The sequence below is a fragment of the Hasllibacter sp. MH4015 genome (assembly GCF_020177575.1).
Lineage (GTDB): Bacteria > Pseudomonadota > Alphaproteobacteria > Rhodobacterales > Rhodobacteraceae > Gymnodinialimonas.
In genome coordinates, this window is the sequence record NZ_JAHTBK010000001.1 from 1,916,878 (window position 1) to 1,932,659 (window position 15,782).

The window sequence follows — 15,782 nt, forward strand, 5'->3', positions numbered from 1 at the left end:
CGACGGCTCGAGTTCGCCGACAGGAACGACAGCGGCGCGCAACCGGCGCGGCACCGAATGACAACGCGATTGGTCGCCCCTCCGGAACCCGCGACCCCGCGCCATCACTCCTCGATCTGGAAGTAATCGGTCATGCGGCAGGCTTCGCCGAGGCCAAGGCAGCTGACGGTGTTGATCGCACTCCGCACCTCGATCTCGACCATGGGGGCCGTTGCGAAGGAGAATCCGTGGACGCTGTCATCCTCCAGCCCGAGCGGCCCGACAAACCCGTCAGGGAAGAGGTAGTGCAGACAATCCACCTCCTCGCGTCGCCCATCCCCGCGCGAGATATGGCGGCAGGTGTGGATCTGTGGCGAGGCACCAAGCGTGACCCGTTCGACGATCTGGTCACGACCATACCGCGCCGGGCTGTAAGTACCCGGTTGCAGCGCCATCTGGAATTCGCGGCCCGTGAGCGCGGACGCCTCGCCCGGACCATAGAGGGTCGGCTGCGCCACCGCACGCTCGGCCGCGCGCGACAGCAAATCCTCGAACGGCGTCTGCGCCTGGAGGGACGTGGTGGCGAAAAGGGGGATGGCCGCGGCAACGGCGAGGGCGACAAGCTTCTTGGTCATAATGGGCCTCCTTTATGGAGGATTGAAACGGCACCATGCAGCCGAGGATGGAAGGGGAGGCGCTTGGATTGCCACTCTCATGACCGGTTTCAGGCGTCCCTGACATGAGGGCAAACCCCCATATTGCGGCTTGCCCCATTTGCCCCTCCGAAACGGCGAATTGACCTCCCCGCGCCGCCCGCATGGCCTTGCACAACGCAATCCGGCCCGGCACCTTGCCGCCCATGACGCAGACGTCCTCCTTGCCCCGTGCCTTGCGCGCCAATGCCCTGGCCTCTCTCGTGACGGGGCTTGCGGGCCTGCTCATGGCCGCGCCGCTTGCACAAACCATCGGCCTGATGCCGGGGACGAGCTACCAAGTCATCGGCGGCGCCTTGGTCCTGCACACACTGGGTCTGCTGTGGGTCACGGGCCGCAGGACCATTATCTGGTGGACACGCCTCAACATCGCGGGCCTTGTCGCCTATGTGCTTCTACTGATCGCCCTGCTGGTCTTCGGCCCCGTCGCAACGCCGCTTGGCTACACGCTTCTGGCCGCCGATGCATTGCTGGTTGCCACTCTCGGCCTCTGGCAATTCCGCTCGCTTAGCGTCTAAGCGCTTCCACTTGGGCTATGAAATCCGCGCCGCGGGCCTCGAAACTGTCATATTGGTCGAAGCTGGCCGCCGCCGGTGCAAGCAGAACCGTATCGCCCGGCTCCGCCTCCGCGGCGGCGCGGGCCACGGCGGTTTCCATGTTGCCGCAGATTTCCACCGGGACGTCCCCTAGGTGCAGCGCGAACGCCTCCGCCTCCCTCCCGATAACGTAGGCCTTGAGGACGCCCCCGGCCGCGTCTTGCAGACCACCGAAACCGCCATCCTTCTCCAAGCCGCCGCAGATCCAGCGGATGCGCTTGAACGCCCCGAGCGCCTTGATCGCGGCATCCACGTTGGTGGCCTTGCTGTCATTGACATAGGCCACCCCCCCGATTTCCGCCACGCGCTGCGAACGGTGGGGCAAACCCTCGAAGGTATGAAACGCCGCCTCGATCACCCGGGGCGCAAGCCCCAGCGCCCGGCACGCCCCATAGGCGCAGGCCGCGTTCTGGTGGTTGTGGGCCCCGGGCAAACCGGGAATGTCGCGCAGGTCGATCGAGGCCACCTGCCGCGTCTTGCGCATTTCGCTAAGCCAGCCCTTCCGGGTGACAAGGTCCCATCCCGGCCCGCTCAGCTTGTGGGATGCCACGCGGATCAGGCGTCCGTCACCCGGCCCCTCGATCATCTGCCCGGCCAGGTATTGCCCCTCCACCTCGTCCACGCCGATCACCGCCCGCTCCGGCCCGCCTTCGGAGAAGAGCCGCCGCTTGGCCGCGAAATATCCGCCCATCCCGCCATGTCGGTCCAGATGATCCGGCGACAGGTTCGTGAAGACCGCGATATCGGGGGTCAGGGCGCGGGCCAGTTCCGTCTGGTAGGATGACAGTTCCAGCACCACCACCTCGCCATCCACCGGCGGCTCAATATCCAGAACCCCGCGCCCGATATTGCCCGCCAATTGGCACGGCACCCCCGCCTGCCTCAGGATATGGGCAATCAGCGCGGCACTCGTCGACTTGCCGTTCGAGCCGGTCACGGCCACCACGCGGGGCGGCGTGTCGTGCAAGGCCCAATCCCCCTGCCCCAGCGAGCGGAAGAACAATCCGATATCGTTGTCCACCGGCACGCCGGCCGCGTAAGCCGCCGCGATCGCGCGATGCGGCGTGGGGTAGAGATGCGGGATACCCGGCGATGTCACGAGGCAGGCAATCCCCTCGAACCCATCGGCGCGCATCGGGTCGTGCAGCGCAAAGCCTTCTGCCTGCGCCCGCGCCCGCGCGCCCTCCCCGTCGTCCCAGCACAGGGGCTCGGCTCCCCCCGCCTTCAACGCGCGGGCCGCCGCCAGCCCGGATCGCCCCAGACCCAGCACCAATACCTTCTGTCCCTCGAAACCCATAACCGGGATCATCGCGCGCGCCCTGCCTTCTTTGCTTCAAAAATACCTAAACCCGACCCGGCCCCAAGCGCCAGAGCCCGAAGAACGGGCGCGCCATCCGCCCCACGCGCCAAATCATGTATCGAATGACGCCAAGGGCGTCTCCATTCAACAACCGGCGCGGCGCTCAGCGCAATTTCAGCGTCGCCAATCCGATGAGCGCGAGGATCAGGGAGATGATCCAGAAGCGGATCACGATCTGTGGCTCCGCCCATCCCTGCTTTTCGAAATGGTGGTGGATCGGTGCCATCAGGAACACGCGCTTGCCGGTCGCCTTGAAATAGAGGACCTGCACGATCACGCTGACCGCTTCGGCCACGAACAACCCGCCCACGATCGCAAGAACGATCTCGTGCTTGGTGGAGACCGCGATCGCCCCCAGCGCCCCGCCCAGCGCCAGCGATCCGGTATCGCCCATGAACACGGCCGCAGGTGGCGCGTTGTACCACAGGAAGCCCAGGCCCCCTCCGATCAGGCCCGCGCAGAAGATCAGCAATTCCCCCGTTCCCGGCACGTAATGGACGTCAAGGTAATCGGTGAAATCGACCCGGCCCACCGCGTAGGCGATCGCCCCCAGCGTGCCCGCCGCGATCATCACCGGCATGATCGCCAGGCCGTCCAGCCCATCGGTCAGGTTCACGGCATTGGCGGAGCCGACGATCACGATCATCACGAAGGGAATATAGACCCAGCCGAAATTCAGCAAAACGTCCTTGAAGACCGGCACCGCCAGCTGGTTCGACAGCTCCTCGGGGTGCAACTCCGCGGCGATCAAGGCGGCCCCCAGCGCGATGGCGAACCCCGCCGCCAGCCGCACCTTTCCCGAGACGCCCGCGCTCGTGTTACGGCTCACCTTTGCCCAGTCATCTGCAAACCCGATCAACCCGAAACAGACGGTCACGCCAAGCACCAGCCAGACATAGCCATTGTCCAGCCGCGCCCACATCACCGTCGAGAGGGTCAGCGCGGCAAGGATCAAGAGACCGCCCATCGTGGGTGTGCCCGCCTTGGTTTCCAGGTGATGCTCCGGCCCGTCTTCGCGGATCGGCTGGCCATTGGCGTATTTGCGGCGCAGCGCGTTGATCAGCGGGCGGCCGAAGATGAAGCCGAAGATCAGCGCCGTGAAAAAGGCCCCGCCGGCCCGGAACGTGATGTAGCGAAACAGATTGAAGACATCGCCACCGTCCGACAGCTCACTCAGCCAATACAACATATAGCGGTATCCTCACGCTTTATCCTCAACGGATTGCCCCAGTTTCCGCAGAGCGTCAACCACAAGGGAAATGCGGGAGCCCTTGGAGCCTTTGATGAGCACCACGTCGCCGGGGCGCAGGGTTCGGGGCAGCTCCTTGCACATCTGCGCCGCCGTCTCGGTATGGAGGCCGCGTTTCGCGCCCGGCAGGGCCAGGTGCAAGTGTTCCATCAACGTGCCGCTGGTATGAACCAGGTCGATAGCCGCCACAGTCTCCAGATCGGCCACATCGGCATGCATCGCCTCCGCCTCATGCCCCAGTTCCAGCATGTCGCCCAGAACCGCGATACGCCGCCCGCCGCGAACGGGCTTTATGGCGGCCAGAACCTCCAACCCCGCGCTGAGCGACGCCGGGTTTGCGTTGAAGGCGTCGTCGATGATCTCGATGGCGATATCGTCGGTGCGGCTGAGTTGAATGCGCTCCCTCTGGCCGCGTCCTTCGACCGGCTGCCATTGCGACAGGGCCATGGACGCCATCGTCGGATCGGCGCCCGCGGCCGCCACGGCGCACAGGATCGCCACGGCATTGCTGGCGTAATGGCGCCCCGCGACCGATAGCTTGGCAAGCCGCGCGCCGTCTGCGGTGGCGATGCGCATCACGGTGCTGTCTTCGGTCAGAAGAACATCGGCAAGGCGCAGATCGGCCTCCCCATCCTCCCCGAAGGTCACGACCTCCTGCGCGTGTTTCCGCGCGGCCTCCAGAAGGATGTCCTTTGTTTCCACATCCATCGGCACGACGGCCACGCCCCCCGGCTCCAACCCCTCGAAGATGGAGGCTTTTTCCGCCGCGATCCCCTCGATCACGCCGAAGGCTTCCAGATGGGCGGGCGCGATGGTGGTGATCAGCGCCACATGGGGCCGGGCCATGCGGGTCAGGGGTGCGATTTCCCCGGGATTGCTCATCGCGATCTCGATCACGGCGTAGTCGGTATCCGGGGGCATCCGCGCCAGGGTCAGCGGCACGCCCCAATGGTTGTTGTAGGAGGCGACGGCGGCGTGGATCTTGCCCTGCCCCCGCAACGCGCTTTTCAGCATCTCCTTCGCGGTGGTCTTGCCCACCGAGCCGGTGATCGCGATCACGTGCGCATCGGTGCGCGCACGGGCGGCCTTGCCGAGATCTTCCAGGGCGACCAGCACGTCCTTTACCACGAGGCATTTCTCCGCCTCCACGCCATCGGGCACGCGGGCCACAAGCGCCGCCGCCGCGCCCTTTGCGAAGGCCTGGGCCACGAAGTCGTGTCCGTCCCGCTCCGCTGCCAGCGCGACGAACAGATCACCCGGTTGCAGCGTGCGGGTGTCAATGGACACCCCGTCGGCCAGCCATGTGCCCGTGACGCCGCCGGTCGCGGCCGTCGCATCTTCTGAGGTCCACAAGTTCATATGGCCCCCTCCAGCGCCGCCACCGCGACGGAGGCCTGCTCGACATCGTCGAACGGATAGACGACATCGCCCACTTCCTGCCCGGTCTCGTGTCCCTTGCCCGCGATCAGCAGTGCGTCACCGGGTTCCAGCATATCGACGCCGCGCAAAATCGCCTCCGCCCGGTCGCCGATCTCCGTCGCCTCGGGACATCCCTCCAAAACGGCCCGGCGGATGGTCGCCGGGTCCTCGGATCGAGGATTATCGTCTGTCACTATTGCAACATCACTCCACAGTTTTGCCGCTTCCCCCATCAATGGACGCTTTCCCGTGTCCCTGTCGCCACCTGCCCCGAAAACAACGATCAAACGGCCCAATACATGCGGCCGCAGCGCCTTCAGGGCCACTTCGAGGCTGTCCGGCGTATGTGAATAATCAACATAAATGGGTGCGCCGTGGTGTCGCCGTGCAGCCAGCTGCATCCGTCCCCGGACACCCTGCATCCTGGGCAGAACCGCGAACACCGCGTCGGGATCTTCCCCCCCCGCGATCGCCAAGCCTGCCGCCGTCAGGACATTCATCGCCTGGAAGCCACCGATCAGGTCCAGCCGCGCCTGCCGTGCCGCGCCTTGCCAGCGGAACAGCACGTCCTGGCCCGTCTCGTCGATCCGTCGCCCCGTGATCTTGAGCGCGGCCTCGGTGTATTGCGCGACACCCAAGACCTCGATCCCGCGCCCGTCGCAAGCGTCCGCGACGCGCGGGCCGTGGGGGTCGTCCAGGTTCACGACGGCCACGCCGTCCTCCGGCAACAGCCCCGTGAAAAGCCGCAGCTTGGCGTCGAAATACGCCTCCATCGTGCCGTGATAATCAAGGTGATCCTGGGTGAGGTTGGTGAACGCCGCCGCAGCCAACCGCACCCCAACCATGCGTTTCTGGTCCAACCCGTGGGACGACGCCTCCATCGCGGCATGGGTCACGCCCGCCGCTTCCATGTCTGCAAGCACGCGGTGCAATGTCACGGCGTCCGGCGTGGTATGCAGGCCGGGCGCTTCAAAGGCACCTTCGACCCCGGTTGTACCGACATTGACCGCCGGGCGGCCCAAAGCCTCCCAGATCTGGCGGGTGAAGCTGGCGACCGAGGTTTTGCCATTGGTCCCCGTCACCGCCACCATCGTCTCGGGCTGTGACCCGAAGAACAGGGCCGCAGCATGGGCCAAGGCGTCGGCGGCATCCTCCACCACCACAAGCGCCGCATCCGACGCTGCCAGTTCCTTGGCCGCAATCTCCGCGCCGGTGCGATCGGTCAAGATGGCCACCGCGCCCATGCGCAAGGCATATTGGATGAATTCGCCGCCATGGACCCGGGTGCCGGGCAAGGCCGCAAACAGCGTGCCCTTCTCCACCTTCCGGCTGTCGAGCGCCAGCGCCCTGACCGCAACATCGCCACCCGATTTGGGGGTCAGGCCCAGATCGGAAAGTCGTCTCTCAGCCATCGCGGCACCTCTCAGTTCGAGGAGTTGGATAGCTGCAAACCGAGGGGGTGTTCAACGTCTGGCCGCAGACCCAGAAGCGGTGCGGTGCGGCGGATGATCTCCGCGGCCACGGGCACGGCGGTCCAACCGGCGGTGCGGCGCGGCTGCGGCCCGCTCAATTCGGCCGCCTCCTGCAAGGTCACGATCAGCACATATTGCGGGTCATTCATCGGGAAGGCGCTGGCAAAGGTATTGAGGTTGCGATCCTCGTAATATCCCCCCTGCGGGCGCGGCAGATCGGCGGTGCCGGTCTTGCCACCTATGTAATAGCCGTCAACTTCCCCGAAGGATGCGGTGCCATCCGTCACGACCGAGCGGAGCAAGGCGCGCATCGCGTCGCTTGTCGCCTCGGAAATGATGCGCAGCCCGTCTTGCGGGTCTTCCCGGCGCACCAGCGTCGGCTCGATCTCCGTTCCGCCATTGACCATCGTGGAATAGGCCGAAGCCAGATGCAGCGGCGAGGTGGAGATGCCGTGGCCGTAGGAAATCGTCATCGTGGCCAACTCCCCCCAGCGCGGCGGCAGAAGCGGGCGGCCCGATGCGGCCTCCACCAACTCAACTGGTGTGGGTTCCAGAAGGCCCAATTCCGCCAGGAAGCTGCGCTGCCGCTCACCGCCGATCGTTCGCGCGATCCGGGCGGTGCCGATATTCGACGAGTGGATCAGCACGTCGGCCACCGATTGCTCCGGGCCATAATTGGAGAAGTCGCGGATTGCGAAACCGGCCATGCGCAACGGTCCGGTCGTGTCGATCATGTCATAGACGGAATAAAGGTTCAGTTCCAACGCCTGCGCAATCGTGAAGGTCTTGAAAACGCTTCCCAATTCATAAACGCCCTGCACCGCGCGGTTGAAGAGCGGGCTGTCGGCCTGATCGCCTTCCAGAAGCGGACGCGGACGTGCATTGGGGTCGAAATCCGGCAGGCTCGCCATGGAGATGACTTCACCGGTATGCACATCCATCAAGACCGCCGCTGCACCCCGCGCATTCATCAGCGCCATGCCACCGGCCAGCACTTCCTCCACCGCGGCCTGAACCGACAGATCAAGCGACAGCATCAACGGATCGACGCGGGACGGGTCGCGCAGCTCCGCGTCGAATTGCGCCTCCACCCCCGCGATGCCGATCACTTCGGCCGCGTTCACCGCTTCTTCGCCAAAGCTCGCGCCGCCCAGGATGTGCGACGCGATGGAGCCATTGGGATAAAGGCGCATCTCGCGCGGGCCGAACAGAAGACCGGGGGAGCCGATGTCGTGGACCTGCTGTTCCTGCTCGGGCGAGATATAGCGGCGCAACCAGATGAACCGCGCGCCCGACGTGAACCTGCGATAGAGGTCCTCGGCATCCATTTCCGGGAAGATCTCCGCCAGACCTTCGGCGGCCTGACGCGGGTAGATGATGTCGTGGGGGTGGGCGTAAAGCGCGTTCGTTGCGAAATTCGTGGCTAGGATGCGCCCGTGGCGGTCGGTGATGTCCGCGCGCGTATTCAGGATCGTGGGACCCTGGCTGAGGGTGCGCGGCTCCGTCGGCTCGGACGTGGCAAGGGCCGCCATCCGCGTGCCGACTGCACCGAAGGCCAGAACGAAGCAAAGCGCGACCAACAAAAGCCGGCTTTCGGCGCGCACGCGCATCCGGTCACGCTGTGCCTCGTGGCGCAAGCGCAGGTTTTCTTTCTCGACGTTGTCGGGGTTTTCGCCGCGACGGCGGGCGTCGAGGATGCGGGTCAGCGGGCGAAGCGGAATGCGAAGGCTCATAGGGGCTCGATCTCCTCATCCACAGTGATCTGTCCGACCGAGGAATTGTTTTGCAACATCTCCGGGGCCAGCGGCTCCGGCTCGGGCGCAGGGAATGGGATCTGCGCCACATCTCCGAACTGGTCCGGCGCAAGCGGCAAGAGCCCCAGCCGCTCGAAGTTGAACAACGCCAATTCACGCAAACGGTCGGGACGGTTGAGATACGCCCATTCCGCGCGCAGAACGCTCAGGCGCTCGTGCTCCGCCGCGATCTGGCGTTGCAGTCGGTCGACATCGCGGTCCGCCATCTGGGTCTGGATCGTCTGGTGATAGGCCCAGTACCCAAGGCCAATGACAAGGATTGCGGCGATCAGGGTGGTGAATCGCATCTCAATGCACCTCCACGCGGGGCAGCCCGAGGCGAGCAGTGTCAATGGCCTCCGCCGGGGCATCGGTACGGGTCGCGATGCGCAACTTGGCGGAGCGGGCGCGCGGGTTGCGCGCGATTTCTTCTGCGTCAGGCGCGATGGCCTTGCGTGGGGTCAGCGTGAAGGCGGGCGTCTTTTCCGCCGCCTCCGGTGCATAGCGCGATCCGCCGCCCCCGGTGCTGGACCGTTCGGCCATGAACCGTTTCACGATGCGGTCCTCGGAGGAATGGAACGTGACAACGGCGAGCTTGCCGCCCGGACGCAAGGCGCGCTCAGCGGCCATCAGACCTTCGGCCAGTTGCCCGAATTCATCGTTCACCGCTATGCGGATCGCCTGGAACGACCGTGTCGCGGGGTGGCTTTGGCCGGGCTTCTTGCGCGGCAGGCATCCTTCAATGATACCAGCCAGTTGCAGGGTGGAGTTGATGCGGTTCTTCGCTCGCTCCGCCACGATCGCCTTGGCAATCCGGCGCGCCGCACGCTCTTCCGCGTAATGATAGAGGATGTCCGCCAGAAGCGCCTCGGGCGCGTCGTTCACAAGGTCCTCGGCGCTCACACCGGCCTGCCCCATCCGCATATCCAGCGGCCCGTCGCGCATGAAGGAAAAGCCGCGCTCGGCCAAGTCCAGCTGCATGGAGGACACGCCCAGATCCAGCGTCACACCATCCAGTGGCTGACCGGCCAGAGCATCGAGTTCGGAAAACGTGCCTTCGACCAGCCGCAGCCGGTCGTCATACTCACCGGCCCAGGCAGCGGCCATTTCAAACGCCAAAGGATCGCGATCCACCCCAATCACCAGATCCGCCCCCCTATCCAGCAAGCCACGGGCGTATCCACCAGCGCCGAAGGTCCCGTCCAACCAGACGCCAGAAACCGGCGCGACCTCCGCGAGGATCGAGGTCAAGAGTACGGGGACATGCGGGGCGTCTGTCGCGTCTGTCATTCGGCATCGTCACGCACCGGGGCGGGTTTCGCATTGGCAAGCGAGACCGGATTGAAGAATTCCTTGCCCTTGCCCAATTTGTCGAGCATCGCGGCCAGCTTGTCCTTGGACGCCTCGCTGTCGGCGGGTTTGAGGATATGGAACTTGGTGCCCTTGCCCTGGAACACGGCCTCCCCGTCCAACGCCAGCTTCTCGCGCGCGGGGCCGGGAAGAACGAACCGGCCCGCATCGTCGACAACGATTTCATCGCACAGGGAATAGAACAGGATTTCAAGGACTTCGCGCTCCGCCTCGCCCTCGGGCATGGCCTGGATTTTCGCGTCGAGATTGTCGTATGCGTCGCCCGACAGGCATTCCACGTAATCATAGGCGGGGTTGCCATAGGCGATATAGAGGCGCGGCGCGTCACCGGGGCCGCAGGCGGCATCGGCGGATTGCAACGCGCGACGGAACTTGGCCGGGAGCGACACCCGGCCCTTCCCGTCAACCTTGACGGTGCTTGTTCCTGTAAAGCGCGCATCCACGTGCGTGTTGCCTCATGTCCCGGGCGCGCCTTGGCGCCCTAATGCTCCAGGCGCGTTTCGCGCCACATTTTGGCCAAAGTTCGGCCGTATTTCGCCCCCCTGAAAATGGAAACGGCGGTTGAGGAAGCTGCCACTCCTCAACCGCCGCCCTCGTCCCATTTCTGGGGTGTCCGACTGCGCAAACTACCTGGGGGGATGTCTGCTCGCCTGCGCGCCGGATCTCTGCGTCTCGGCGAATGAGATGCCTGTATGAACCTGCCTTTTTGTTTTTGTTGGTTCAGGTCTTTGCGACCCGTTGTTGTTGTCTCGTTGCCGATGACCTCTTGTCTCATGGGACATTCTCCCAATCAATACCTTTTTTCACCACTTTGCCCCAATACGTTGATTCTGACCCCATGCAAACACAGCATCTTGTGTCTGAGACCGGGCAGATTGAGGCTCATCTAGTGGGGTGGTGGCGGATCGTCCCACAATATGGGGTCCACCGACCGTCAGGGAAGAAAGTGGGGCGCGGTGGAAGATTTTTCCCAAATCCACCCAGCCCTTTCCCCAGGGTCACCTTTTGTTCTGGTTTTTCGGGAACGAATCACCCTGACGGCGCACGATCCCAGCGAAGCGCGATCCCGGATTCAGGCCATTCCACCGTCGATGAATCGCTTGGCGAGGCTCGCATATGCCTCCGCCATCGGGCCGTCGCCTGCGGCAACCGGTGTTCCGGCATCCCCGGCGATGCGCGTCTCAAGGTCGATGGGTAGCGCACCCAGGAACGGCAGGTCCAACCGCTCCGCCTCTGCCCGCACACCGCCTTCCCCGAAGATATGCGCCTCATGGCCGCATTTCGGGCAATGGTAGCTGGCCATGTTCTCGATCAGGCCCAGGATCGGCGTCTTGAGCGTCTCGAACATGTTGAGCGCCTTGCGCGCGTCCAGAAGCGCCACGTCCTGCGGCGTGCTTACCACGATCGCCCCGGTCACTTCGGACCGCTGGCACAAGGTCATCGCCACATCACCCGTGCCCGGCGGCAGATCGACCAGCAGCACGTCCAGCTCGCCCCATTCCACCTGGGTCAGCATCTGCTGCAATGCGCCCATCAGCATCGGGCCGCGCCAGACCACCGCCTTCTCCTCCGGCAGCATGAAGCCGATGGACATCAGCGTCACGCCATGGCCGTGGAGCGGAATGATCGTCTTCCCGTCGGGGGAGGCGGGGCGCTTGTTCACACCCATCATCCGCGGCACGCTTGGGCCATAGATATCGGCGTCCAGCAGCCCCACGCGGCGGCCAAGTCGCGCCAGCGCAACGGCGAGGTTGGTGGAGACGGTGGACTTGCCCACGCCCCCCTTGCCCGAGCCGATCCCGATGATCCGCTGTACGCCCTTGGGGCGCATCGGCCCCTCCTGCTGTTTCATATGGCCGCCCACCTTCAGGCTCGGCGGCTCCTGCGCAGGGGCCGCCTGCGGTGGGACCTTGGCAGGGCCATGGGCCGTCAGGGCCACGGTCGCGCTCGCCACGCCGTCCAACCGCTCGACGAGCGCCTGCGCCGCGTCGCGCACGGGTCCCATGGCTTGCGCGGCCTCGGGCGTCGGAGCTTCCAGGATGAAACTCACGCGGTCGCCCTGGACTTGCACCGCCCGGACCATGTCCCGGCTGACCACGTCGCCGCCATCGGGCAGGGACAGGGCGCGCAAGGCTTGCAGGATCGTCTCGCGGGTCTGGGACATGGGTGGCGGCCTTCGGGTCAGGGGGCGTTTCCCGTCACATAGGACGGTTTTCCGCCCGCTGCACCCCTATTGCGACAGAAACGATGGCCAGCGCGCCCGCGCATCCCGCCCCGATCAGCGCGGGACCGATCCCGGTGATATCCGCCACCAATCCAAGGCCGAAGGCACCGATGGCGACGGTTCCGAAACCCACCATGATCCATAGGCTCATCACGCGGCCCCGCAATTCATCGGGCAGATCGGTCTGGATCGCGGCCTGGAGGCTCACCCCGCACCAGGTGGAGGTTAGGCCAGCCAGGGCCGTTGCCGCCAGCGCAAGGGGCCAGGTCGGCGCCGCCCCCATCGCGATCACCGCCCCCTGCCCGGCCAAGGCCGCGGCCCAGACCGCCAGCGGGATGCGCGCCCCCACCGCGCCCACGCCCGCAGCCTTCAGGACCGCCGAGACAAGCGCCCCGGCGCCTGCCGCCGCCGTCAGGAAGCCCAAGCCCGCCGCCCCGCGTCCGAACCCGCCATCGGCCAGGACCGGCAGCACCTCCAACGCGCCGCGGGTCGAGGTGGCGAAGATCAACGTGATCAGAAGCGCGCGCCGGATCAGCGGCGTCGCGGCGGCATGGGCAAAGCCCTGCACCAGATCCCGCCAGAACGGTGCGGCGTCACGCGGCGGCAGGTTGCGCGGTCGCAGGGCCGGCAAAACTGCCAGCATCGGCAAATAGCACAGCGCCGCGATCCACAGGGCCGTCGACCCGCCCGCCGTGGCGATGATCCAGCCCGCGAAAACCGGGGCCACCAACCGCGCGATATTGAAATTGAGCGCGGTGGCCGAGATGACGTGCTGCACCATCTCCTTGTCCACCAGCCTAGGGCCAAGGGACATGCGCAAGGGATGATGCGCGGCCGAGATCAGGCCGATCACCGCAGCCGCGACGCCAAGCCCAAATGCGCCCACGTCACGGGCGACAAATGCCATGATCGCCAGCGTCAGGGCCATGGACAGGTTCGTCACCAAAGCGCCCCGGCGAATGTCGATCCGGTCGGCCATCACCCCGAATAGCGGGCCGAACAGGATCGTGGGCAACAGGCTCAACCCCGCGACGATGCCCACCACACCCGCCGATCCCGTCCGTTCCCAGGCCAGCCACGACAAGGTGACGCGCTGGATCCAGATCGCCTGGACCGCGAAGAACACGCCGGTGAAAAACAGCCGGAACTGCCGGTCGGCAAAGGCGCCACCGGCGATCAACACATGGTTAACCCAAGGGAATGTAACGGAAATGTGTTATGCGTTCGCTGCATAGCAGCATTTCCGCAATGGCGATTGTGCATGTGCAGCATTCCCCTATCTTCAATGTCAACGGGCCGGCAAGAATGCCAATGCCCAACACAATGGACGGCCGCTTGAACAGGTCAACGCGCTGTCCAAACCGTTCGATGAGGATGATATGGCATACGTAGCAGGCAACCGCACTTCCACCGTTTCTTTCGGCACCCGGATCACCGAGATGGGTGCCCATGCGGTCGAGGCGTACAGGAATTGGCGCGTTTATCGCAACACGCTCAACGAGCTGAGCGACATGAGCGCGCGGGAGATGGCCGATCTGGGCATCAACCCCACCATGATCCGGCGCATCGCGCTGGAAGCGGCTTACGGCAAGACCGCCTGAGCCACATCAGAGATACCGAACCTCACTCCTCCCTTCGAGGTTCGGGTCAGCGGGCTGCACCAAACCCTCCCTTCGGTCGCACCCGCTTCGACATACGGCCGCTCAAGGCCGACCCCATCGGTCCCGTTCCTCCCAATTGGGGCCGTGACGACCGGCGCTCCTCCTTCTCCTCCCTTAGGAGGACGCCACCTGGATGCTCTCTCTCCTCCCATTGGGAGCATCTGATTTTCGGCGGTGATGGTCCTCTCCTCCCTTGGACCGTCACCGCTTTTTTCTTTTCCGGATGTCAGGCGCGCAGGTCTTTGGGCGATCCCATGACCACGAAGGTCGTGATCGTGGCAACCTGCGGCAGCGCGCCCAGAATATCGGTATGAAAGCGTTTATAGGCGATCAGGTCCGCCACCTCGACCCGGAGCAGATATTCCACGGTGCCAGTAATGTTGTGGCACTCGCGCACCTCCTCTGCGGCGGCCACAGCCTGTTCGAACGCCTCCTGCGCGCCCTTGGTGTGCAGTCCGAGGCCCACGGTGATGTAGGCGACGAACCCGATACCCAGCTTGCCCGGGTCAAGCACCGCGCGGTAGCCACGGATCACACCCGTCGCCTCCAGCGCCTGCACACGCCGCAAAGTGGCCGAGGGGGACAAGGCCACCTTCTCCGCCAGGTCGAGGTTCGAGATCCGGCCGTCCCGCGCCAGCACACGCAATATCTGCCGGTCTTTGTCGTCCATATTCGCCATTAGTTGCAAACCTTCGCACGAAACACGGCACTTCGCAATTTCATTGCCTCACATCCCGCCTAATGTTGCGCAATGACCTTCGAACTCCTCTCCGCACTCGTGCTTTTCGCCTTCGCCTCCTCGATCACGCCGGGGCCGAACAACATCATGCTCATGGCGTCGGGTGCGAATTTCGGACTGCGGCGGACGCTGCCGCACATGTTCGGCGTCTCCATCGGCCATTCCGCGATGACCCTGATCCTTGGCCTCGGGCTGGTGCAGGTGTTCGACCTGATCCCGTGGCTGCGAATGGCACTGACCCTGGTATCGGTGGCCTATCTTCTTTGGCTGGCTTGGAAGGTGGCGAATGCCGCGCCACCCGCCGACGCGCCCGAGGATGCGCGGCCCCTGACCTTCCTGCAAGCCGCCTGTTTCCAATGGGTCAATCCCAAGGCGATCTACATGTCGATCTATGCCCAGACCACCTTCGCCCCGCCCGATGGCGGGTGGCTGGGGGCCGTTGCGGTGGCCGTGATCTTCGGCATGGTCAACATCCCCTCTGTCGCGACATGGGCTTGGGGCGGGGTGCAGGTGCGGCGCTGGCTCGACGGGCCGGGGCGCTTGCGCGCATTCAACTGGACCATGGCGGGCCTGCTGGTCCTGTCTCTTTACCCGCTGGTGGCCAGCGGCTTCAGCCCGGATTGATCGACACGCCGCCCGCAAACAGCGGGATCAACGCGATCGGGTCCCGGTCCGCCTGCTCCACCCCGCCATAGAAGACGTGTTGCAGCAATTGGCCCTCGACCAAAGGGTCATAGGTGTACCTGAAACACGCATCGGGAGTGGAGCCTTCGCGGAACGTCTCAACCAGACCCGGCAATTCCGCATCCGGGCGGCTGTTCAAGCCCGACAGGCTGAACGGGAACCGATACCCCTCCGCCTCTCGCGCGGACAATAGACCTTGAGTCTCGTGGTCGATGCACAGCGCGTCGCCGTCCCACTCGATCCGGAATTCCAGTACGGACATCGGCTCGTCCCACGTGGCGCTCGCCGATTGCAGCACCGTGTGATCGTCGTTGAACTCGGTATAGAGCTCCGCCCAAGCACAGGAAAAGCGCGGCGACGGATAATAGCAAAACACCGATTCCCGCATATGCGTCTCCAACTGGTCGCGGGTCAGGAAACCGTCGGATTGGGCAACGGCGGGCCATGCAAGCAACGCAGCGGCGGAATACAGGATGCCAACGTGGCGAAACGGCATGGCGGACCTCTTTGGTTTGGAAAATG

16 protein-coding genes are annotated in these 15,782 nt (G+C 64.9%); 3 read left to right on the top strand and 13 right to left on the bottom strand.

Annotated features, from left to right (window positions below; translation table 11 throughout):
• Positions 1–104: 104 nt before the first annotated feature.
• Entirely contained in the window at positions 105–614 is a 510-nt protein-coding gene (locus KUW62_RS09895) for a hypothetical protein (protein WP_224815318.1), read from the bottom strand.
• A 224-nt stretch (positions 615–838) separates the two neighbouring features.
• On the opposite strand from KUW62_RS09895, the gene KUW62_RS09900 reads away from it, so the two are divergent.
• On the top strand, positions 839–1,210 hold the full coding sequence (locus tag KUW62_RS09900) for a hypothetical protein (RefSeq protein WP_224815319.1): 372 nt from the start codon (positions 839–841) through the stop codon (positions 1,208–1,210).
• Here the strand turns inward: KUW62_RS09900 and murD are convergent.
• The 10 genes from murD to KUW62_RS09950 all read right to left on the bottom strand — a co-directional run bounded on the left by murD (position 1,200) and on the right by KUW62_RS09950 (position 13,359).
• Complete coding sequence (murD, locus tag KUW62_RS09905) at positions 1,200–2,597, bottom strand: UDP-N-acetylmuramoyl-L-alanine--D-glutamate ligase (RefSeq protein ID WP_224815320.1); 1,398 nt, start codon at positions 2,595–2,597, stop codon at positions 1,200–1,202. The genes KUW62_RS09900 and murD overlap by 11 nt on opposite strands.
• A 154-nt stretch (positions 2,598–2,751) precedes the next feature.
• A complete protein-coding gene (mraY, locus tag KUW62_RS09910; protein ID WP_224815321.1) occupies positions 2,752–3,837 on the bottom strand; it encodes a phospho-N-acetylmuramoyl-pentapeptide-transferase in 1,086 nt (361 codons plus the stop codon).
• A 12-nt stretch (positions 3,838–3,849) separates the two neighbouring features.
• Positions 3,850–5,256, bottom strand: coding sequence for a UDP-N-acetylmuramoyl-tripeptide--D-alanyl-D-alanine ligase (gene murF, locus KUW62_RS09915; protein ID WP_224815322.1), 1,407 nt, complete (start codon positions 5,254–5,256; stop codon positions 3,850–3,852).
• The gene (locus KUW62_RS09920; RefSeq protein ID WP_224815323.1) at positions 5,253–6,728 is read right to left on the bottom strand and encodes a UDP-N-acetylmuramoyl-L-alanyl-D-glutamate--2,6-diaminopimelate ligase; all 1,476 of its coding nucleotides are present in this window, start codon (positions 6,726–6,728) and stop codon (positions 5,253–5,255) included. Before KUW62_RS09920 ends, murF begins: the two co-directional genes overlap by 4 nt.
• 11 nt (positions 6,729–6,739) lie before the next feature.
• Positions 6,740–8,521 (bottom strand): penicillin-binding protein 2, encoded by a 1,782-nt coding sequence (locus KUW62_RS09925; protein WP_224815324.1) that lies wholly within the window; start codon positions 8,519–8,521, stop codon positions 6,740–6,742.
• On the bottom strand, positions 8,518–8,889 hold the full coding sequence (locus KUW62_RS09930; RefSeq protein WP_224815325.1) for a cell division protein FtsL: 372 nt from the start codon (positions 8,887–8,889) through the stop codon (positions 8,518–8,520). The genes KUW62_RS09925 and KUW62_RS09930 overlap by 4 nt, the downstream gene beginning before the upstream one ends.
• Before the next feature lies 1 nt (position 8,890).
• Positions 8,891–9,871 (bottom strand): 16S rRNA (cytosine(1402)-N(4))-methyltransferase RsmH, encoded by a 981-nt coding sequence (rsmH, locus tag KUW62_RS09935; RefSeq protein ID WP_224815326.1) that lies wholly within the window; start codon positions 9,869–9,871, stop codon positions 8,891–8,893.
• Entirely contained in the window at positions 9,868–10,395 is a 528-nt protein-coding gene (locus tag KUW62_RS09940; protein WP_224815327.1) for a cell division/cell wall cluster transcriptional repressor MraZ, read from the bottom strand. The genes rsmH and KUW62_RS09940 overlap by 4 nt, the downstream gene beginning before the upstream one ends.
• 629 nt (positions 10,396–11,024) lie before the next feature.
• A complete protein-coding gene (locus KUW62_RS09945; RefSeq protein ID WP_224815328.1) occupies positions 11,025–12,116 on the bottom strand; it encodes an Mrp/NBP35 family ATP-binding protein in 1,092 nt (363 codons plus the stop codon).
• A gap of 34 nt (positions 12,117–12,150) precedes the next feature.
• Positions 12,151–13,359 carry an MFS transporter gene (locus KUW62_RS09950; RefSeq protein WP_224815329.1) on the bottom strand — a complete coding sequence of 403 codons (1,209 nt, stop codon included), beginning with the start codon at positions 13,357–13,359 and terminating at the stop codon, positions 12,151–12,153.
• A 196-nt stretch (positions 13,360–13,555) separates the two neighbouring features.
• On the opposite strand from KUW62_RS09950, the gene KUW62_RS09955 reads away from it, so the two are divergent.
• Positions 13,556–13,777 carry a DUF1127 domain-containing protein gene (locus KUW62_RS09955; protein ID WP_224815330.1) on the top strand — a complete coding sequence of 74 codons (222 nt, stop codon included), beginning with the start codon at positions 13,556–13,558 and terminating at the stop codon, positions 13,775–13,777.
• A 286-nt stretch (positions 13,778–14,063) separates the two neighbouring features.
• On the opposite strand, the gene KUW62_RS09960 is transcribed toward KUW62_RS09955, so the two are convergent.
• On the bottom strand, positions 14,064–14,516 hold the full coding sequence (locus tag KUW62_RS09960) for an Lrp/AsnC family transcriptional regulator (protein ID WP_224815331.1): 453 nt from the start codon (positions 14,514–14,516) through the stop codon (positions 14,064–14,066).
• Positions 14,517–14,588: 72 nt separating this feature from the next.
• Here KUW62_RS09960 and KUW62_RS09965 point away from each other — a divergent pair, with 72 nt between their 5' ends.
• The gene (locus KUW62_RS09965) at positions 14,589–15,200 is read left to right on the top strand and encodes a LysE family translocator (protein ID WP_224815332.1); all 612 of its coding nucleotides are present in this window, start codon (positions 14,589–14,591) and stop codon (positions 15,198–15,200) included.
• Here the strand turns inward: KUW62_RS09965 and KUW62_RS09970 are convergent.
• Positions 15,187–15,756, bottom strand: a complete 570-nt coding sequence (locus KUW62_RS09970; protein WP_224815333.1) for a hypothetical protein — start codon at positions 15,754–15,756, stop codon at positions 15,187–15,189. The genes KUW62_RS09965 and KUW62_RS09970 overlap by 14 nt on opposite strands.
• Between the last annotated feature and the right edge of the window lie 26 nt (positions 15,757–15,782).